Genomic DNA, 19,869 nt, shown 5'->3' with positions numbered 1-19,869 from the left:
CGGCCCGGGCCCCGGCTCGGGGCCCCTGCGGCGAGGCCCGTCCGTCCCGCGGCCCGGCAGACCTCAGGCGCGGGAGCCGACGGGTGCCTCGGTCGTCGGACCCGGCAGGTCCAGCGTCGGCCGCCGGCGCTCGCGCAGCGCCAGCAGTACCCGCAGCACCGCGATCCACATCAGGGCCGAACCCAGCATGTGCAGGCCGACCAGGACCTCGGGGAGGTCGGTGAAGTACTGGACGTAGCCGATGACGCCCTGGGCGAGCAGGATCAGGAAGAGGTCGCGGGTGCGGTCCAGCGGGGCCCTGGGGGCGTCCACCGCCTTGAGGACGAACCACAGGGCGAACGTCAGCGACACCACGATCCAGGCCAGCACGGCGTGCACCTTGCTGACCGTCTCCCAGTCGACCGGCATCCGCTCGACCTCGCTGGAGTCGCCCGCGTGCGGCCCCGCACCGGTCACCACCGTGCCGACCAGGATCAGCAGGACCGAGGCCGCGACCAGGAACCACACCAGTTGCCGCACGGACGCGCCGACCAGCGGACGCGGCGCCGCGTCGCCCTCCCGGGTGCGCTGCCACATCACCGTCGCCACCGCGATCAGCGCCGACGTCGCGACGAAGTGCGCGGCGACCGTGTACGGGTTGAGGCCGACCAGGACCACGATCCCGCCGAGGACCGCGTTGCTCATCACGACCCAGAACTGCGCCCAGCCCAGCCGGGTCAGCCCCTGGCGCCGCGGCTTCTCGGACCGCGCCGCGATGATCGCCCAGCCCACCGCCGCGCACAGCACGTACGTCAGCATGCGGTTGCCGAACTCGATGGCGCCGTGGAAGCCCATCGCACCGGTCGCGGTGAGCGAGTCGTCGGTGCACTTGGGCCAGGTCGGGCAGCCGAGCCCGGAGCCGGTGAGCCGCACGGCACCGCCGGTGACCACGATCACCACCGACATCACGAGCGCGGAGAGGGCCGCCCGCTGGACCGTCCGGGGAGCGGGCGTCCAGCGTTCGGCGATGAAGGCGAGCGGGTTGCGCAGGGCCGCCAGGGCGTCGGCGCGGGTCACGTTTGGCACGCACACCATCGTAGGCGGCCGCTTGTGCATGCTTTCACGAGGGTCCGGTCTCCGAGGGGAGCAGGGCGCCGCCCGGCGGCAGCGGATCCGTCAGGGGCGGGGTGTCGAGCCACAGGGCCGCCCCGATCCGCCGGGCCCCGGCCAGGAAGGCCGCCGCCTCGGCCGGATCGTCGGTGCATTCGGCGAGCCGTTCGTAGACCGCCACCAGCGAGGGGTGATCGTCGCCCAGCCGGGCCCGGAAGATGCGTTCGGCCTCCCGCAGCACCATCTCCGCGCCCGCCCGGTCACCGGCCGTGAGCATGACCGGACCGAGCCGGGAGAGCGTCTTCGCGCGGTAGTGGTGGTCGATGCCGTACTTCTGCGTGTAGATGCCGTGGGCCCGGTCGAGGGTGCGCAGGGCCTCCGTCAGCTGTCCCCGCGCGGCCTGCAGCGAGCCCATCTTGTTCAGGCAGGCGGCGTACTTGTGGGGCTCGGCCTCGCTGCGGTTGTAGTGCAGTTCGAGCACCGGTTCCAGCAGCTCGGAGGCGGAGCGCAGCTTCTCCCGCCACTGCCGGCGCAGCTCGCGCCGGTGCAGCGGCTGCCAGACGCCCCGGGCCCGCTCGCGGAGGTCCTCGGCCTGCCGACGCCGTACGTCGGCCAGGAACTTGGCGACCTGCGAGGTCTCGAAGTCCTCCAGCCCCCGGTGCTCCCGGAACACCGCCAGGGCGTCCCCGAGCATGGTCTCCGCCGTGGCCAGGTCACCCCGGTCCTGCGCGACGATGCCGACGTCCCGCCGCAGCATCGCCCGGAACAGCACGTGCCGGGCCGGCACCTGGCTGCCGCGCTGCGGGATGCGCGCCTCGGCGCGGGCGTACGACTCCAGGGCGAGGGAGAGACGGCCCGCGTTGCGGTGGATCATGCCGATCTCCTGCTCGGCGACGGCCCACTCCAGGCTCTCCCAGCCCGGCTCCTGGTGCTCGTAGTTCTCGTAGATCCGGATCGCCTCGCGGACCGCGTCCAGCGCCTCGTCGAAGAGGATCTTCTCGCGCAGCACGCCGCCGTACTGGCGGTGGCAGAGCGCTTCCAGCTCCACGAAGGCCGGACCGTCGCCGGTGTGACGGCGGCACTGCTCCAGCGCCTTCAGGCACTCCTCGTGGGCCTCGTCGAGATGGGCCAGCAGATAGTGCTGGCGGGCCACCGCCAGCTGCGCGGTGACCCGGCCGAGGGCGTCCTCGCCGTCCGGCGCGCCGGAGTCCTGGCGCAGCTCCGCCTCCCACTGGAAGAACGTGAGCGCGCGCGTCCAGTTGCACCGCTGCTCCTGGTAGACGCCGACGCGGTGGAGTAACTCGATCAGCGCCCAGCGGGCCTTGCCGTACTCGATCCGGTCGTCCGACGCCCAGGACACCTCCGTGATCACCGCGTCCGCGTGCGGCATCAGCCGTTCGCAGGCGCTGCGCACCTCCGGCTGCTCCGGCCAGGCCGGGAACGCGGCCTCCACCAGGCGCACCGCGACCTGCGACCACTGCACCCGGGCCTCCTGGTCCATCCTGCTGCGGATGAACTGGCGCACCCGCGGGTGCACCCCGAACGTCAGCGACCCCCTGCGCTGGTCACCGCTCACGGTGAGCAGCGAGTGCTCCACGAGCTCGCGGACCATGGGCCGGAAGACCCGCCGGCTCTCCATCGCCCGCCGCAGCCCCTCCGGCAGGACCGCGCGGTGCTCGTACAGCGCCGCGTGCGGTACGTCCTCGGAGGCCAGGTAGGAGCACAGACGCAGCAGGTTCTCGGCCTCCGGGGCGTCCCGGGAGATCTTCTCGACGGACAGCCGGAAGGTCTCGAAGCCGTTCGTCGAGGTGTGGTCGGGCAGCTGGGCCAGGTACTCCTCGACGGTGATGCCCTCCTGCTCGATGTAGGCCCCGGCCGTCTCCAGGTCGAGCGGCAGCCAGCCCAGCTGCCGGCCCAGCGCGTCCAGCTGTTCGGTGTCCGCGTCCTCGGGGCCGACGTCTATGCGCCGGCGCAGGAAGGCCCGCCCCTCGGTGGGGCCGAGACCGAGCAGCTCCAGGCGGTGATCGGTCAGCTCGGCCCAGCCCTGGCGTACCCGGGTGGTGATCAGGATCGTGCCCTCGCACTGGTCCGGGGGCAGGAACTGCTGCAGCCCGTGGATGCCGTCGGCCGGGGACTCGGCGTCGTCGGTGTCCCGCTGGACGTTGTCGTACACGAGCAGCCAGCCCGGGTTGTCGCGCAGCCAGCCCCACAGACGGGACAGGACGACGTACTCGCTCTCGTGGGCGGGGATGCCCACGATGGCGGCGAGTTCGAGGAGCTTGTCGCGCAGCCGCTCGGTGCTGGTGGCGGGCAGCCACCAGGTCAGGGCGTAGGTGTGGGTCTGCGCGTGGGTGCGGGCGTGCCGCACGGCCAGCTGGGTCTTTCCGGCGCCGCCGATGCCGTGGATGACGACGACGCGGCGGGAGGCCGCCGACTCGGAGGTCCCGGCCAGCATCTCGTCGATGCGCCGGAGTTCCGCGTCCCGGCCGGTGAAGTAGCGCGAGAGGGACGGCAGGTTGTGCGGCGGTATCAGCGGGATCTCGACCGGCTCCTCCTGGGCCGCCGAGCCCCGGCCCAGCGAGTGCCGGGTGAAGAAGGCGGAGGCGGCGGCGAGGACGCCCGTCACCGAGACGACGGCCCACAGCGCGGGCCCGTTCGCATGGTCCGCGACGATCGGCAGGACCGCGACCGAGCCGGTCGTGGCGGTGTACAGGCCGATCCGCAGACCTCGTCGTCGTGTGTCCGCGCTGCTCCTGGCTGCTCCCATGGCGGCTCCCCCGGTGTGAAACTCCCCTGCCCGCACGGTTCAGGTTGAAGCTCCCATTGTCCGGGGGCCATACTCCGTCTTCCATATACGTGCAGCAGAATGTGTTCCGAAGTCTGCGCACCCTCGGATTTTCGCCCTTCGGAGGCGGCGTGGACGGTCAGCCGACAGATCAGAAAATGCACGTGGGACTGGTGCACTGGTCCTTTCCCCCCTGTGTCGGAGGGGTGGAAACGCACCTGTGGCACTTCTCGCGCCTGCTCGCGGCCCACGGAGTCGACGTGACGGTCTTCACCGGGACGCCGGAGGCGGTGGCCCCGGGCCGGACGGGCGTCGAGGGCGAGGGGACGGTCCGCATCGAGCGGCACCCGGGTCTCGACCTGGCCGGCGTCGTGCCGGAGCCGCCGGAGGGGCCCGAACTCGGCGCGTGGTTCCGCGAGTTGATCACCGCCCGGGGGATCCGTGTGGTCCACGGACACAATCTGCACCACTTCTCGGAGGGACCGGCCCGGGCTCTGGCCGAACTGCGCGACGAGCTCGGTGTGCGGCTCGTGCACACGTATCACAGCATCTGGCACGAGGAGGCGAATCCGGCGGCCGAGGCCTGCGCGCGTTGGGATCTCCACTTCGCGGTCTCCGACTTCCTCGCCGAAGCCTGCACCCGGCACCTGGGATTCACCGTGGAGCGCCGGTACCTGGGCATCGACACGGCGACCTATCTGGACGTGCCCGTCGCCGGAGTGCAGGAACCCGGAATGGTGCTGCTGCCTGCGCGGCTGATTCCGGACAAGGGAGCGGAACTGGCGATCAGGGCCGTGCACCACATCATCGAGCACGGTCTGAGCGAAGTGATGCCGCGACTGGTCCTCATGCGGACAGGCGTCGAAAACACGGTCGATTTCCATGGGGAAACGGTCGGTTTCTACAATGAACTGCAGAAACTGCTGAAAAAACTGGAAGTGAAAGAAGGGGTCGTCGAATTCGCCGAGGCCGGCGTGGATCATATGAGGGCCCTCTACGAAAAAGCCTCCGTGGTGGTCTATCCGTCGATGTTCGACGAACCCATGGGGCTCGCGCCGCTGGAGGCGATGTGCGCCGCGCGGCCGGTGGTCGTCACCCGGATGGGCGGACTCGACGAGGGGATCGAGGAGGACGAGGAGATCGGCTTCCTCGTGCCCGACCGCAACGTGTCCAAGCTGGCCGACCGCATCGCCCTGCTGCTCGACGACCCCGCGCTCGCCCAGGCGGTGGGGCGGCGCGCCCGGCAGCACGTCGTGCACCACTTCGATCTGGAGTTCTATCTGCGGCACATGCTCCGCGTGTACCGCGCCCCGCTCAGCCCGCCGTGACCCAGCCGGACGGCAGACCGGTCACCTCGGCCGCGCCCTGTTCGTCCACCCGCACCGACAGTTCCTCGCCGGCCAGCCGCAGCCCCTGGACCTCGAGCGGGCCGAACGGGGTCGGCCGTACGTGCAGGACCCGCCGCCCCGCGTCCGGCCGCAGACCCAGCAGCGCCGACAGCACGGCCACGCCGGACGCCGCCGACCAGCCCTGCGGCCGGCAGGCCGCCGGGTAGGCGAGCGGGGCGGGGGAGTCGCCCGTGCGGGCGTCCCCGCCGTACAGCTCCGGCATCCGGTAGAGGAAATGGGCCGCCGCCTCCAGGAGGCCCTCGGCGAGCCGGGAGGCCTCCGCGTCACAGCCCGCCGCGCACAGCCCCTGGATCGCGATCGCCGTGTCGTGGGTCCAGACCGAACCGCCGTGGTAGCTCATCGGGTTGAAGCCGGGCAGGGCCGCCGAACGGCTGCGCAGTCCCCAGCCCGAGTTCAGTTCGTCCGAGTCCAGCCAGGCCGCCACGTCCCGGCAGCCCCGGCCGTCGAGGATGCCGGTGGCCGGCAACTGGCCCATGTTCGACGCCGGTCCGCTGACCGGGTCCAGGCTCCGGCCGACCGCGATGGCCACATAGCGCGGGGCGGGTCCCCCGGGGGAGGGCAGCCAGAACGCGTCCGTGAAGCGCTTGCGCAGACCCCGCGCCCACAGCCGCAGCCGCTCGGCCTCCTCCCTGCGCCCCCGCGCGGCGAGCAGCCCGGCCAGCCCGCTCGCCGCCTGGTAGGCGTACCCCTGCACCTCGCACAACGCCAGCGGCGGCTCGATCCGGCGGCCCGCCGCGTCCCGCACCGCGTCGTCGCTGTCCTTCCAGGACTGGTGGCGCAGCCCGCCCGCCCGCGGGTAGTAGCGCAGCAGCCCGTCCTCGTCCTCGGCGCTCGTCCGCAGCACCCAGTCCATGGCCCGTTGCGCGTACGGCAGCAGCGCGTCCACGTCCCGTTCCGGCAGCCCCCAGTGCCAGGCCTCCACCAGCAGGGTCACGAAGAGCGGGGTCGCGTCGACCGAGCCGTAGTAGCGCGAGGGCAGGCGCAGCCCGTGCCCGTGCTCGGCGTCCGCGGGGCGCAGCTCGTGCAGGATGCGGCCCGGCGCCTCCTCGCGGAACACGTCGTTGTCCGTGCCCTGCCGGCGGGCCAGCGCCCACAGGGTGCCGCGGGCCAGACCGGTGCCCAGCGGGAGCATCATCCGGGCCGACCAGATCGAGTCCCGGCCGAACAGCGCCAGATACCAGGGGCAGCCCGCCGCGATGAACTGGTCCTCGGGGCCGTCGGGCGCGGTGCGCTCGGGGTCCGCCAGCCGCAGCGCGCGCAGGTCGCCCAGGCCCCGGCGGACCAGGGCCACCAGCCTGCGGTCGCCGCGTACGACCGGCTCGCTCCAGGGGACCTCCGAGGTCGGGGGGCCCGGATGCCCGGGCGGGGTGGGGACCGCGCCGCCGTCGACGGTCAGCCGCAGCTGCCGGCTCTCGCCGGGGCGCAGCAGCAGCCGGGGCCAGGTGAAGGTGCCGCCCTCCGGCCCGTCGGTGATGCCGGGCGGCCGCTCCGGCCCGGCCGCACGGACCTCCGCCCGGCCGGTCGGCGCCTCCCACACCAGAGCGCCCTCGTCCGCGGCGCACCGCACGGGCGCACCGGTACGGCCCCGCTTCACGTCGGCGATGTCCGCCAGGTCGGTGGCGAGCGCCAGCTCGACGTGCAGCAGCCGGGAGACGGTGCCGACGTTGCGCAGCAGGATGCTCTCGCCCCGGCCGGCCGTGCGCACCCGCTCGATGATCACGGTGGGGTCGTCCGTGCGGTCGCGGGGGTAGCGGTGCACCGACGTGAAGCGCACCTGGTCGGGGCCGAGCGGCTGCACGCCGATCGGCTCCGGCTCACGGTGGTCGATCAGCAGACAGGCCGTGTGCAGCAGCCTGCGGTCATGGCCGTAGAAGCCCTCCGCCCGCAGGCCGCGCAGCTGCCCGTCCCGGGGCGAGGCGGCGAAGGCCGGGGCCGCGACACAGATGACCACGTCGTGGAGAAGGGGTTGCAGAGCACGCACACTCGAGGAATCCGCGGACTCGTACACGGGGCGTCTCTTCCCACTTCGCCCGGACGTCACTCGCACGCCGGACGGCGCCGGCCTCCCCAGGGGCCGGAACAAGCCTCACTCCCAGCGGAAGAACCTCCCCGCCGCCCCCAGCCCCAGGACCGCCCACACCGCCAGGATCCCCAGGTCGCCCCAGGGCATGCCCGCGCCGTGCTGGAGCACGTCCCGAAGACCGTCGGAGAGGGCCGAGATCGGCAGCAGGCCGAGAACGTCCTGTGCGGCGGACGGGAACTTGTCCAGCGGGACGACGACCCCGCCGCCCACGAGCAGCAGCAGGAAGACCAGGTTGGCGGCGGCCAGGGTCGCCTCCGCCTTCAGGGTGCCCGCCATCAGCAGGCCGAGGCCGGAGAAGGCGGCCGTGCCGAGGATCAGCAGGAGCAGGACCGCGAGCGGGTCGCCGTGCGGGTTCCAGCCCAGCGCGAAGGCGATCGCCGTCAGCAGGATCACCTGAAGGACCTCCGTGACCAGCACCGACGCGGTCTTCGCCGTCATCAGGCCCCAGCGGGGGAGCGGGGAGGAGGCGAGCCGCTTCAGGACGCCGTAGCGGCGTTCGAAGCCGGTGGCGATGGCCTGGCCGGTGAACGCCGTCGACATCACCGCGAGCGCGAGGATGCCGGGGGCCAGGAAGTCCACCGCCTCACCGGCGCCGGTGTCGATGATGTCCACGCTGCTGAACAGGACCAGCAGCAGCGTCGGGATCACCACGGTGAGCAGCAGCTGCTCGCCGTTGCGCAGGAGCATCTTCGTCTCCAGCGCCGCCTGCGCCGCGATCATGCGGGGCAGAGGCGCCGCGCCCGGCCTCGGGGTGTAGGTGCCAGTGGCGGTCACGAGCGCAGCTCCTTGCCGGTGAGCTCCAGAAAGACGTCTTCGAGGGTGTGCCGTTCCACCGAGATCCGGTCCGGCATCACCCCGTGCTGGGCGCACCACGAGGTGACCGTCGCCAGCAGTTGCGGGTCGACCTTGCCCATCACCCGGTAGGAGCCCGGCGTCAGCTCGGCGGCGGAGCTGTCGGAGGGCAGGGCCTTGAGCAGGGAGCCGACGTCGAGGCCGGGGCGGCCGGTGAAGCGCAGGGTGTTCTCCGCGCCGCCGCGGCACAGCTCCTCGGGGGAGCCCTGGGCGACGACCCGGCCCGCGTCGATGATCGCCACGTCGTCGGCCAGCTGCTCGGCCTCGTCCATGTGGTGGGTGGTCAGGATGACCGAGACGCCGTCCGCGCGCAGGTCCCGGACCAGGTCCCAGGTGGCACGGCGGGCCTGCGGGTCCAGGCCGGCCGTCGGCTCGTCCAGGAACACCAGCTCGGGGCGGCCCACGACCGCCATCGCCAGCGCGAGCCGCTGCTGCTGGCCGCCGGACAGCCGCCGGTAGGCCGTGCGGCCGCAGGAGCCGAGCCCGAGCCGCTCGATCAGCGCGTCCACGTCCAGCGGATGCGCGTGCAGCTTCGCCACGTGCCGCAGCATCTCGTCGGCCCGCGCACCCGAGTACACGCCACCGGACTGCAGCATCACACCGACCCGGGGGCGCAGCTCGACGGCCTGTCTCACGGGGTCGAGGCCGAGGACGCGCACGGTGCCGGAGTGCGGCCGGCGGTATCCCTCACAGGTCTCGACCGTGGTCGTCTTCCCGGCGCCGTTGGGACCCAGCACGGCGGTGACACCCGTCCGGGCCGTCAGGTCGAGGCCGTCCACCGCAGTCTTCGTGCCGTACCGCATCACCAGGGCCTGGACCTGGACCACGGGCTCACTTCGCATGGCCCCGAGTCTAGGTACGCGTCCACCGCTCGTGACCGGCGGGTAGGCCGTCCTCCGGTGCGGCCCTCGTCACGGGCGGCCCACGGCTCTCTCTCCGCACGCAAAGTGGCCCGTTCGGGTGAACAGGCGGCATCCCTCTCATACCGCCCACCCGGGGGTGCTTCACTGGCCATGGCCCGTCCCAGGCGGGCGGCGGACGCCTTCTCCCTTCCGTTGAAAGGCAGTTGAGCCATGACCAGACGTGCCCTGCTCTCCCGGACGAGGGCCGCCGCCGGACTCGTCGCCTCCGCGATGATGTGCGCGGCCCTCGCCGCCCTGCCCGGCCCGGCGAGCGCCGCCACCGGCCACCAGCCGGCCCGGTCCGCGCGGGCCGTCGTCGGTCCGGCGCTGTTCGACGACTTCAACTACGTCTCCGCCACCGATCAGCAGCTCACCCAGCACGGCTGGACCCTGCGCTCGGGCCAGGGCGGGCCCGGTGTGTCCGGCGCCACGTGGAAGCCGCAGAACATCACCTTCGCCACCGCCTCCGGCAACTCCGTCATGACCATGCGCTCCGGCACCAACGGCACGGCGGCCGGCACCGAGCACACCGAGATCTACCAGCAGCGCAAGTTCCTGTACGGCACCTACGCGGCGCGCGTCCGCTTCAGCGACGGCCCCACCATCGGGCCCGACGGCGACCACATGGTGCAGACGTTCTTCACCATCTCGCCGCTCGACTTCCCGCTGGACCCGGCCTACAGCGAGCTCGACTTCGAGTACCTGCCCAACGGCGGATGGGGCATCCCCTCCAGCGCGCTGCTCGCCACGTCCTGGGAGACGTACGCGGAGAACCCGCCGCAGGAGGAGAACGTCTCCACCCAGGAGCGCGCGAGCTTCAACGGCTGGCACGACCTGGTCGTCACCGTCGACAGCACCACCGTCACCTACTACATCGACGGCCGGCTCTTCGCCACGCACGGTGAGCCCTACGTTCCCGAGTCGACCATGAGCATCCGCTTCAACCACTGGCTGATCGACCTGCTCGGGATCAACAGCCGGAAGACGCGCGCCTACGAGCAGAAGGTCGACTACGTGTTCTTCGTCCAGGACCAGCTGCTCACCCCGGCCGCCGTGCAGACCGCCGTCGCCGACTACCGGTCCCAGGGGGTGACCTTCCAGGACACCGTCTGAGCCGCCCGGCGGGGCGGCTCAGGGCGAGGGGGCCGTCTCGTCCGGGGCGGCGATCGGCAGCCGGGCGGTGAAGGTGGTGCCGCGGCCCTCCGCGGAGTCCACCTCCATCTCGCCCCCGTGGTTCGCGACGATGGTGCGGACGATCGTCAGCCCCAGACCGGTGCCGGGAATGGCCGCGTCCGTGGCGTTCGAGGCGCGGAAGAACCGCTGGAAAAGCCTCTCCTGCTCCTCCGCGGGGATGCCGATGCCGGTGTCGCTGACGCTCAGCACCGCATCCCCGTCCCAGGCGTCGGCGCGGACGGTGACCTTCCCGCCCTTCGGGGTGAACTTCACCGCATTGGACAGCAGGTTCATCAGGACCCGGTCTAGCTGGTCGCTGTCCGCCCGCAGCACCAGCGGCTGGGACGGGCAGTGCGTCTCCAGGGTGACGGAGGCGGCCTCCGCGGCCGGCCGGACGGCGTCCGCCGCCGACGTCACCAGCCGGACCAGGTCGACCGGCTCCTTCCTGGAGTTGAACGCCCCCGACTCGATGCGCGACAGGGTCAGCAGGTCCTCGATGAGCGCCCGGAGCCGGTTGGCGTTGCGGTCGACGACGTCCAGCATGTGCCGCTGCGGAGCGGTGAGCGGCCCGGTCTCCTCGTCCTTCAGCAACTCGATGTACCCCACGATGCTGGTCAACGGCGTGCGCAGCTCGTGGGAGACGGTGGACAGGAAGTCGCTCTTGGCCTTGTCCAGCGCGCGCAGCTTGTCGACCAGACGTGTCTCCCTCTCGTAGAGCAGCGCGTTGTGCAGCGCACGGCCGACTCCGGCGGCCATGGACTCGGCGATCTCGATCTCCACCGGCCGCCACGGACGGCCCCGCCGGCCGCGCGCGAGGAAGAGGGCGCCGAGCGGTTCGTCACCGACGCCGACCGGGACGACGAGCACCCCCACCAGGCCCAGCGTCTCGGCCGCCTCCCGGGCGTCCCGCGGCAGACCGTCCTCGCCGAAGGAGCCCGGCGCCCCCGGCAGCGGTGCGCCCTCGGCCAGCACGGCCGGCAGGTCGTTGTGGCACCAGGCCGTTCCCCGCCGGTAGTGCTCGCGCACCACGTCGAGGGGAACGGGCGGGATCGGCTGCTCCTCAGGGGGCAGCAGCCCCGCCTCGGAACTCCAGGCGCGTGCCGTGCGCACGAGAGGGCTGTCCTCCTCGGTGAGCAGGACGAAGGCGTGTTCGGCCGCCAGCCCCTCGCCGATCCCGGCGCAGGCCGTGTCGAGGAGCTGCTCCACACCGAGGTGCTCCCGGATGCGGACACCGACGGTCCGCGCGGTCTGCGCCAGCCGGGTGCGCTCCTGTTCGATCGCCCGCATCCGGTCGCTCTCGTCGGCGAGCGCGTTCACCGACCGCGCCACCGCCCTGATCTCCTCCGGACCCTTCTCCGACGCCCGCGCCGCGTGGTCGCCCGAGGCGAGCCGGTCCAGCGTCCGGGCGGTGCTCCGCAGCGGCCGGGTCAGGGCACGCGTGGTGTGCACCGCCGCGAAGACCGCCAGGGTCCCGCCTGCCGCCAGCAGGACGCCGATGCCCACGATGCTGCCTTCGAGGACGGCGTCGGCCCGGTCCTCGTCCCGCTCGATGGCTCCGTTGAGCTGCGAGTCGAGCCGTCTGTTGACGGTGTCGAAGGCCGCGAACCGCCCGGCGGCCTTCTCGGTCAGCTCCGCCGCCCGGGGGCTGCCGGGTGCGGCCATCGCCTGCTGGTCGGCCACCCGCACGTACGCGCGCAGCTCACGGTCCTGTGCCGCGAGGTTGCGCCGGGTCGCGTCGGTGGCGTTCCGTCCGGCCGCGGCCAGCGTGGCGAACGGCTCGTCGCGCGCCCGGCGGTAGGCGGTCAGCTCCGTCGCGTGCCCGGTGAGCAGATAGGTGCGCACGGCCCGGTGCATCCGGGTGGCCTGCTCACGCACCCGCAGGTTGTCCCGGGCGACCGGCTCCAGCTGCGTGACGACCTCGTCGTGGATCCGGTCCACCACCAGGGCCGCGGTCAGGGCCCCCGCCCCCAGCAGCAGAAGCAGCGCGATCAGCAGCCCGAAGGCCCCGGTCAGCCGGCTTGCCACACGGTCGCCGATGATCCTCATGGGCGGTCCCCGCCCTGCCCGACCCGCTCGCCCGGGCCGAATCCGGTGCGGGTCATCGCCCCCCACACCTGCGGGGCCCGGTGCAGCGCGTCCCACAGCCCGCGCAGCCGCCACCACGCCGTGAACTGCCGGTAGCCGATGTTCTCGACGGCCACGCCGACGAACGCCCCCCACATGTCCCGCCACCGGGAGAAGCGGTGGTAGGCGTACTCCTCGACGGCGACCGACACCAGGCTGACCACCATCGCGTAGGCGTAGGCGGCGAGCAGGAAGCGCCACAGGAAGTCCGTGTCGACCGCGCCGATCAGCACGCCCAGGGGCACCAGAACGAGTCCGGCGAGTTCCACCAGCGGAGCCAGCAGTTCGAAGAGCACGTAGAACGGCAGGGCCAGCAGACCGACCCTGCCGTAGCGCGGGTTGCCGATCATCCGCCGGTGCTTGAGCAGGATCTCCGTCAGGCCGCGCTGCCACCGCCGCCGCTGGCGCCCCAGGACGCGCAGCCCCGAGGGCGCCTCGCTCCAGGAGATCGGCTCGGTGACGAAGACGATGCGGTAGTCGCCGTGGCGGCGGCCCCGTTCCCGCAGGTGGCGGTGGAGACGGACGACGAGTTCGGCGTCCTCGCCGATGCAGTCCGGGTCCATGCCGCCCACCGCCACCACCGCGTCCCGCCGGAACAGGCCGAAGGCCCCGGCGATGATCAGCAGCCCGCCGACCTTGGACCATCCGGTACGGCCGAGGAAGAAGCCGCGCAGATACTCGACGACCTGCGCACGTCCGAGCAGGTCCGTGGGGACGTGCGCCTCGACCACGCGTCCGGCCTCGACGGTGCAGCCGTTGGCGATGCCGACCACACCACCGCTGGCCACCACGCGCAGCGGGTCGTCGCTGAACGGCTTGGCCACGGCCAGCAGGGCCTGGGAGTCGAGGATGGAGTCGGCGTCCACCATGCACAGCAGCGGATAGCGCGCCAGGTTGATCCCGACGTTGAGCGCGTCCGCCTTGCCGCCGTTGGCCTTGCGGGCCACCACCAGCGGCACCGGACCTCCCGTGGGCAGGTGCACCGAGGTGACCGCGCCGCGCACGGGGACGTCCTCGGGCACGACGTGATCCACCGCGGCGAGGTCGAACGCGTCGGTGAGGGCGTCGAGCGTGCCGTCGGTGGAGCCGTCGTCGACGACGACGACCTCGAACACCGGATAGTGCAGCAGGAGCATGGCGCGTACGGCTTCCGTGATGCCCGCCGCCTCGTTGTACGCGGGCACGATCACGGAGATCGGCGGAGTGAACGGACTGCCGGCGGCGTCGTCGTACCCGGCGAAGGCGGCCCGGCGCAGCCGCCGTACGAGCTCCGCGAGGGCGAGGAGGATCAGCACCAGATAGCCGGTGTTGATGGCCAGGAAGTAGAGGATGATCGCGGTGTCGCACACCGCGATCACTCCGTGCAGCGTGCCCAGCAGTCCGTCCCACGGCTGCACGACCGCCGCGCTCACAGGGTCACCTCGACCAGGACGTCGTGGCGGGTGCCGCCGACGGCCCGCTCCGCCAGCGCGGCCCTGGCCTGGGCGGCCGCAGGTGTGCCGGGGCGGCCGTCCGCGGCCTCGCGCAGTGCCGCCTCACCCGTCGGGCCGAGCCGCAGCAGCGATCGCGCCGCGGTGCCCGCCAGGTGGGCGTCGGCGTCGCCGAGCAGCCTCGTCAGGGGGACCGTCGCGGCGACGGCGCCCAGACCGCCCAGGGACCCGGCGGCCACGATGCGCAGGGCGTCGGGCCGGCCGGGCCCGATGGCGTCCAGCAGCGGCGCGAGGCCCTCGGGCATGCCGAGTCTGCCCAGCGCGCGGGCCGCCCGGACCCGCACCTCGGTGTGGGGGTCCTCGCGCAGCGCCCGGACGATCCCGGGGGTCTGCGCGAGTGCGCCGGTCACCCCGAGCACCTCGATGGCCACCGCCCGCACGAGGGGAGCCGGGTCCCGCAGCCCCGCGGCGACGCCGGGCCACGCCCCGGAGCCGAGCGAGGTCAGCGCCGCGGTGACCACCTTGGGGGGCACGGTCCGCGGTCCGTGCAGGCTCCCCAGCAGCCGCGGTACGGCCACCGGATCACCCATGCGGCCCAGGGCCCGCGCCGCGGCGAGCCGCACCTCCGGGTCACGGTCGTCCAGCAGACGGCACAGCGCCGGGACCGCCGGGCGGTGACCGAGCTGTCCCAGCACCTGTGCGGCACGCCCCCGCCGGGGCGCTCTGCGGCTGCTCAGGTCGGCGGCGGCGGTCATCGCGGAGCCGCGCCGCTCGCACAGCAGGACCAGTGCCGCGCGCGCTCGGCCGGTGACCTTGCCCAGCATCGAGGTCACCGTCGGTTCGAGCGCGGCCCAGGTCCGCCGGTCGGTCCCCGCGATGCGGTCCAGCAGCTCGCTCTGCTCGTCGTCCGGGGTGCACAGCAGTTCCAGCAGCAGCCCGCGCACCGGCGCCGCGATCCGCTCGTGCCGGCGCCGGCGGCAGGTCCGGACGCCCCTGATCCCCGCGGTCAGCAGGCCCAGCGCCAGTGCGACGGCCAGCAGGCCCGTCAGCGCGCCGGTGACGAGGCCGGCGGGGACCGGGATCACCGCTCGACCCGGGTGAGCACCGCGGTGACCCGGCTGGACAGCTCACGCGGGCTGAAGGGCTTGACGATGTAGTCGTCGGCGCCCGCGGCGAAGCCGAGTTCGACGTCTCCTTCCTGGGACCGTGCGGTGATGAGGATGACGGGCAGTGACGCGGTGGCGTCGCAGGCGCGCAGCTCCCGGCACACGTCCAGCCCCGACAGCCCCGGCATGCGTATGTCGAGGAGTACGAGGTCCGGCGGCTGCTCCCGCACCGTCCGCAGCGCGGCCATGCCGTCCTCCACGGCGGTGACCTGGTGACCGCTCTGGACCAGCTTGAACGCCACGAGGTCCCGAATGTCGGCGTCGTCGTCGGCGATCAGGACACGAGCCATTACTCCTCCTGCGATACGGAGCTCCGGTAGGAGTCGAGCAGCCGCGCCACCGCCGCCTGCCGGAACGGCTTGGTCAGCATCTCGTCCGTCGCGAGCTCGGACAGGTCCTCCGGGTCGAGCACGGACGACACGACGAGGTGGCACCGCTTGGTCCGCTCGTCGGCTCGCAGTCGGCGGATGACCTCGCGCCCGTCGATTCCGGGCAGCAGTACGTCGACGATGGCCATGTCCGGGGGATCGGCGAACGCCAGGTCCAGCCCCTCCTCACCCGAGTCCGCGATGGTCACCCGGCATCCCAGACCGCTGAGATGCCGCTCCAGCAGGGCGCTGACGTCGTGGTCGTCCTCGACCAGCAGAACGTGTACGCGTGCGTGCGGAGAGTCCATCGCCATCCCGACCGAGTGCGGCAGTTCTTACAAAATAGGAGGGATTCTCCCCTTCTGCCACACCGGGCTCACGGCCCTCAGGAGCCCCGGGACGCCCCCTCCTCCTCACGGATCCGGGGCGGCCCCGGCCGGCGGATCGCTCCGGGCGTCTTCGGCCGACCCGGCCGAGCGGGGGTGTCCCGGGTGGCAAGTGGGCCGGTGGGAGGGGGTGTGGGCATGGCCGGGGAGTGTTTCGGTGGGGGGCCGGAGTGTCCGTGGTTCCCTGGCCCCCTGATCGCCCGCTGATCGTTTCCGCAGGTCAGATTAGGTATGCCTAAGTGACGCAGGGCACCGTCGGGTGATCCGGACGCGGCTTGCCTGGCTCCGAGGAATTACGCAACAATGGCGTTGTGAAAAACGTCGGCGAGGCTCGGGCGACCCCCACGGGTGCCCCTCAGGAGGAGCTCGCGGCTGGGGTGCGCTCGGATCGTTCGACGCGCAACCGGGTCGCGCGGTCCATCCTGGACCACGGGCCGTCGACCGTGACCGAGCTGGCCGGACGGCTGGGGCTCACCCCCGCGGCCGTACGCCGTCACCTCGACGCACTGGTCGCCGACGACGTCGTGGAGGCCCGTGAGCAGCGGGTGTACGGAGCGCGGACCCGCGGGCGCCCCGCCAAGGTCTTCGCCCTCACCGACTGTGGCCGGGACGCCTTCGACCAGTCCTACGACAAGCTCGCCGCGGACGCCCTGCGCTGGATCCAGCAGCGCTTCGGCGGGGACGAGGCCGTCGTCGCCTTCGCGCGCGCGAGGATCGCCGAGCAGGCCGACGCCTACCGCAGGGCCGTCGAGGCCGCCGCCCCCGAGGAGCGGACGGAAGCACTGGCCAAGGCCTTGAGCGCCGACGGGTACGCTGCTACGGCACGCAGCGCGCCGCTCCCCCAGAAGGGCGAGCAGCTCTGCCAGCACCACTGCCCCGTCGCCCATGTAGCGGAAGAGTTTCCGCAGCTCTGCGAGGCCGAGACCGAGATCTTCTCCCAGCTCCTCGGAACGCACGTCCAGCGACTGGCGACCATCGCCCACGGCGACGGCGTCTGCACGACGTTCATCCCCCAGATTTCCCAGACCCATCACCAGAGCCACAACGCATCTGCCAGCACGGCCGGGAGGAACCCCGCATGACTCTCCCCACGGAGACTGCCCACCCCGAACTCGAGGGCCTGGGCAAGTACGAATACGGCTGGGCCGACTCCGACGAGGCCGGTGCAGCGGCGAAGCGCGGTCTGAACGAGGACGTCGTCAAGGACATCTCCGGCAAGAAGTCCGAGCCGGAGTGGATGACGAAGCTGCGCCTCAAGGGCCTGAAGCTCTTCGAGAAGAAGCCCATGCCGAACTGGGGCTCCGACCTCTCCGGTATCGACTTCGACAACATCAAGTACTTCGTGCGCTCCACGGAGAAGCAGGCGGAGTCCTGGGAGGACCTGCCCGAGGACATCAAGAACACGTACGACAAGCTCGGCATCCCCGAGGCGGAGAAGCAGCGCCTGGTCGCCGGTGTCGCCGCGCAGTACGAGTCGGAGGTCGTCTACCACCAGATCCGCGAGGACCTGGAGGAGCAGGGCGTCATCTTCCTCGACACCGACACCGCGCTGAAGGAGCACCCGGAGCTCTTCAAGGAGTACTTCGGGACCGTCATCCCCGCCGGTGACAACAAGTTCGCGGCCCTGAACACCGCCGTGTGGTCCGGTGGCTCCTTCATCTACGTCCCGCCGGGCGTCCACGTGGAGATCCCGCTGCAGGCCTACTTCCGTATCAACACGGAGAACATGGGCCAGTTCGAGCGGACCCTGATCATCGTCGACGAGGGTGCCTACGTGCACTACGTCGAGGGCTGTACCGCTCCGATCTACAAGTCGGACTCGCTGCACTCCGCGGTCGTCGAGATCATCGTCAAGAAGAACGCCCGCTGCCGCTACACGACCATCCAGAACTGGTCGAACAACGTCTACAACCTGGTGACCAAGCGCGCCGTCGCCTACGAGGGCGCCACCATGGAGTGGATCGACGGCAACATCGGCTCCAAGGTGACGATGAAGTACCCGGCCGTCTACCTCATGGGCGAGCACGCCAAGGGCGAGACCCTCTCCATCGCCTTCGCGGGCGAGGGCCAGCACCAGGACGCCGGCTCCAAGATGGTCCACATGGCGCCGAACACCTCCTCCAACATCGTCTCCAAGTCGGTGGCGCGCGGCGGCGGTCGTACCTCCTACCGCGGTCTCGTCGAGATCGGCGAGGGCGCCCACGGCTCGAAGTCCAACGTGCTGTGCGACGCGCTGCTCGTCGACACCATCTCCCGCTCCGACACGTACCCCTACGTGGACGTCCGCGAGGACGACGTGTCCATGGGCCACGAGGCGACCGTCTCCAAGGTCTCCGAGGACCAGCTCTTCTACCTGATGAGCCGTGGCCTCAGCGAGTTCGAGGCGATGGCCATGATCGTGCGCGGCTTCGTCGAGCCCATCGCGAAGGAGCTGCCGATGGAGTACGCGCTGGAGCTCAACCGGCTGATCGAGCTGCAGATGGAAGGCGCGGTCGGTTAAGACCGGTCTCCAGGTAAGCAGCCAGCAATTCTGACGTAGGAAGAGAGCAGACCGACAGCCATGGCTGACGCCCAGAACTCCCCCACCCTCGACTCCGCTCGGGCGGGGGGACCCCCACCGGTGGGCAGCACGACCGCCGGCCAGATCGCGGTGGCCGCCGAGTCGACCGTCGCCACGCGCATGAGCGCGCCCCCGTCCTTCGACGTCGCGGACTTCCCGGTCCCGCACGGCCGCGAGGAGGAGTGGCGGTTCACCCCGCTGGAGCGCCTGCGCGGTCTGCACGACGGCACCGCCGTCGCGACCGGCGAGGGCGTCAAGGTCGCCGTCGAGGCCCCCGAGGGCGTCACGGTCGAGACCGTCGGCCGTGACGACGCCCGGATCGGCAGGGCGGGCACCCCGGTGGACCGCGTCGCCGCCCAGGCGTACTCCGCGTTCGAGAAGGCCGGCGTGGTCACCGTCCCCAAGGAGAAGGTCCTCACCGAGCCGATCCGGATCGCCGTGCACGGCGAGGGCGGGGTCGCCTACGGCCACCAGGTGATCGAGCTGGGAGCCTTCGCCGAGGCCGTCGTCGTCATCGACCACACCGGTGACGCCGTGCTCGCCGCCAACGTCGACTACATCCTGGGCGACGGCGCCAAGCTGACCGTCGTCTCCGTCCAGGACTGGGACGACAAGGCCGTGCACGTGGCCCAGCACAACGCCCTCATCGGGCGGGACGCGAGCTTCAAGTCGGTCGTGGTGACCTTCGGCGGCGACCTCGTACGGCTGCACCCGCGCGTCTCCTACGCCGGCCCCGGCGGCGAGGCCGAGCTGCTCGGGCTGTACTTCACGGACGCCGGCCAGCACCAGGAGCACCGCCTCCTGGTCGACCACAACGTCCCGCACTGCAAGTCCAACGTCGTCTACAAGGGCGCGCTCCAGGGCGACAGCGCCCACGCCGTGTGGATCGGTGACGTGCTCATCGAGGCCGCGGCCGAGGGCACCGACACCTACGAGATGAACCGCAACCTGGTCCTCACGGACGGCGCCCGGGTCGACTCGGTGCCGAACCTGGAGATCGAGACCGGCGAGATCGTCGGCGCCGGGCACGCCTCCGCGACCGGCCGCTTCGACGACGAGCAGCTCTTCTACCTGATGGCCCGCGGCATCCCCGCCGACGAGGCCCGTCGCCTGGTGGTCCGCGGCTTCTTCGCCGAGCTGGTCCAGCAGATCGGCGTCGACGACATCGAGGCGCGACTGCTGGAGAAGATCGACGAGGAGCTGGAGGCGTCGGTCTGATGTCAGCGTTCGTACGCGCCTGTGGGCTGAGCGAGCTGGAGGAGGACACCCCGAAGCGGGTGGAACTCGACGGCACGCCGGTCTCGGTCGTGAAGACCGAGGGCGAGGTGTTCGCGATCCACGACATCTGCTCGCACGCGAACGTCTCCCTCTCCGAGGGCGAGGTGGAGGACTGCCAGATCGAGTGCTGGCTGCACGGCTCCAGCTTCGACCTGCGCACCGGCAAGCCGTCCGGCCTCCCCGCGACGCGCCCCGTCCCCGTATACCCCGTAAAGATCGAAGGGGACGACGTTCTCGTCTCCCTCAACCAGGAGTCCTGAGGCA

16 protein-coding genes are annotated in these 19,869 nt (G+C 71.9%); 6 read left to right on the top strand and 10 right to left on the bottom strand.

Annotated elements, in window-relative coordinates:
* Positions 1–63 precede the first annotated feature (63 nt).
* Positions 64–1,074: a heme A synthase gene (locus tag ACFY2L_RS00850; RefSeq protein WP_390821175.1), complete on the bottom strand. Its 1,011-nt coding sequence runs from the start codon at positions 1,072–1,074 to the stop codon at positions 64–66.
* Between the two features lie 25 nt (positions 1,075–1,099).
* Positions 1,100–3,856: a tetratricopeptide repeat protein gene (locus tag ACFY2L_RS00845; RefSeq protein ID WP_390821174.1), complete on the bottom strand. Its 2,757-nt coding sequence runs from the start codon at positions 3,854–3,856 to the stop codon at positions 1,100–1,102.
* A 176-nt stretch (positions 3,857–4,032) separates the two neighbouring features.
* Between ACFY2L_RS00845 and ACFY2L_RS00840 the strand changes: the two genes are divergently transcribed.
* Positions 4,033–5,202, top strand: coding sequence for a glycosyltransferase family 4 protein (locus ACFY2L_RS00840; protein ID WP_390821683.1), 1,170 nt, complete (start codon positions 4,033–4,035; stop codon positions 5,200–5,202).
* On the opposite strand, the gene ACFY2L_RS00835 is transcribed toward ACFY2L_RS00840, so the two are convergent.
* The 3 genes from ACFY2L_RS00835 to ACFY2L_RS00825 form a co-directional block, all read right to left on the bottom strand.
* Complete coding sequence (locus tag ACFY2L_RS00835) at positions 5,189–7,264, bottom strand: glycogen debranching N-terminal domain-containing protein (protein ID WP_390656012.1); 2,076 nt, start codon at positions 7,262–7,264, stop codon at positions 5,189–5,191. The genes ACFY2L_RS00840 and ACFY2L_RS00835 overlap by 14 nt on opposite strands.
* 105 nt (positions 7,265–7,369) lie before the next feature.
* Positions 7,370–8,086 carry an ABC transporter permease gene (locus tag ACFY2L_RS00830; protein ID WP_390656206.1) on the bottom strand — a complete coding sequence of 239 codons (717 nt, stop codon included), beginning with the start codon at positions 8,084–8,086 and terminating at the stop codon, positions 7,370–7,372.
* A gap of 50 nt (positions 8,087–8,136) precedes the next feature.
* The gene (locus ACFY2L_RS00825; protein ID WP_390656013.1) at positions 8,137–9,060 is read right to left on the bottom strand and encodes an ABC transporter ATP-binding protein; all 924 of its coding nucleotides are present in this window, start codon (positions 9,058–9,060) and stop codon (positions 8,137–8,139) included.
* Between the two features lie 231 nt (positions 9,061–9,291).
* Between ACFY2L_RS00825 and ACFY2L_RS00820 the strand changes: the two genes are divergently transcribed.
* The gene (locus tag ACFY2L_RS00820) at positions 9,292–10,233 is read left to right on the top strand and encodes a glycoside hydrolase family 16 protein (RefSeq protein WP_390656014.1); all 942 of its coding nucleotides are present in this window, start codon (positions 9,292–9,294) and stop codon (positions 10,231–10,233) included.
* 18 nt (positions 10,234–10,251) lie between these two features.
* Here ACFY2L_RS00820 and ACFY2L_RS00815 read toward each other — a convergent pair whose 3' ends face one another.
* The 5 genes from ACFY2L_RS00815 to ACFY2L_RS00795 are packed head-to-tail and all read right to left on the bottom strand — an operon-like array spanning position 10,252 to position 15,689.
* On the bottom strand, positions 10,252–12,339 hold the full coding sequence (locus tag ACFY2L_RS00815) for an ATP-binding protein (protein ID WP_390821172.1): 2,088 nt from the start codon (positions 12,337–12,339) through the stop codon (positions 10,252–10,254).
* Positions 12,336–13,829 (bottom strand): glycosyltransferase, encoded by a 1,494-nt coding sequence (locus ACFY2L_RS00810; protein ID WP_390821170.1) that lies wholly within the window; start codon positions 13,827–13,829, stop codon positions 12,336–12,338. The genes ACFY2L_RS00815 and ACFY2L_RS00810 overlap by 4 nt, the downstream gene beginning before the upstream one ends.
* The gene (locus ACFY2L_RS00805) at positions 13,826–14,932 is read right to left on the bottom strand and encodes a HEAT repeat domain-containing protein (protein WP_390656017.1); all 1,107 of its coding nucleotides are present in this window, start codon (positions 14,930–14,932) and stop codon (positions 13,826–13,828) included. Before ACFY2L_RS00805 ends, ACFY2L_RS00810 begins: the two co-directional genes overlap by 4 nt.
* On the bottom strand, positions 14,929–15,303 hold the full coding sequence (locus ACFY2L_RS00800) for a response regulator transcription factor (protein ID WP_390821169.1): 375 nt from the start codon (positions 15,301–15,303) through the stop codon (positions 14,929–14,931). Before ACFY2L_RS00800 ends, ACFY2L_RS00805 begins: the two co-directional genes overlap by 4 nt.
* Positions 15,303–15,689, bottom strand: a complete 387-nt coding sequence (locus tag ACFY2L_RS00795) for a response regulator (protein ID WP_390656019.1) — start codon at positions 15,687–15,689, stop codon at positions 15,303–15,305. Before ACFY2L_RS00795 ends, ACFY2L_RS00800 begins: the two co-directional genes overlap by 1 nt.
* 389 nt (positions 15,690–16,078) lie before the next feature.
* Between ACFY2L_RS00795 and ACFY2L_RS00790 the strand changes: the two genes are divergently transcribed.
* The 4 genes from ACFY2L_RS00790 to ACFY2L_RS00775 are packed head-to-tail and all read left to right on the top strand — an operon-like array spanning position 16,079 to position 19,865.
* Positions 16,079–16,849, top strand: coding sequence for a helix-turn-helix transcriptional regulator (locus ACFY2L_RS00790; protein ID WP_390656020.1), 771 nt, complete (start codon positions 16,079–16,081; stop codon positions 16,847–16,849).
* Complete coding sequence (gene sufB / locus ACFY2L_RS00785) at positions 16,846–18,267, top strand: Fe-S cluster assembly protein SufB (RefSeq protein WP_390656021.1); 1,422 nt, start codon at positions 16,846–16,848, stop codon at positions 18,265–18,267. Before ACFY2L_RS00790 ends, sufB begins: the two co-directional genes overlap by 4 nt.
* A 60-nt stretch (positions 18,268–18,327) precedes the next feature.
* A complete protein-coding gene (gene sufD / locus ACFY2L_RS00780) occupies positions 18,328–19,545 on the top strand; it encodes a Fe-S cluster assembly protein SufD (RefSeq protein ID WP_390656022.1) in 1,218 nt (405 codons plus the stop codon).
* The gene (locus ACFY2L_RS00775) at positions 19,545–19,865 is read left to right on the top strand and encodes a non-heme iron oxygenase ferredoxin subunit (protein WP_058926031.1); all 321 of its coding nucleotides are present in this window, start codon (positions 19,545–19,547) and stop codon (positions 19,863–19,865) included. Before sufD ends, ACFY2L_RS00775 begins: the two co-directional genes overlap by 1 nt.
* Positions 19,866–19,869 lie beyond the last annotated feature (4 nt).

The sequence above is a fragment of the Streptomyces sp. NPDC001381 genome, assembly GCF_042895685.1.
In the GTDB taxonomy this organism is placed as follows: Bacteria; Actinomycetota; Actinomycetes; order Streptomycetales; family Streptomycetaceae; genus Streptomyces.
Note: the sequence above shows the minus strand (reverse complement) of the source record. Positions and strands in the feature narration are given on the sequence as shown.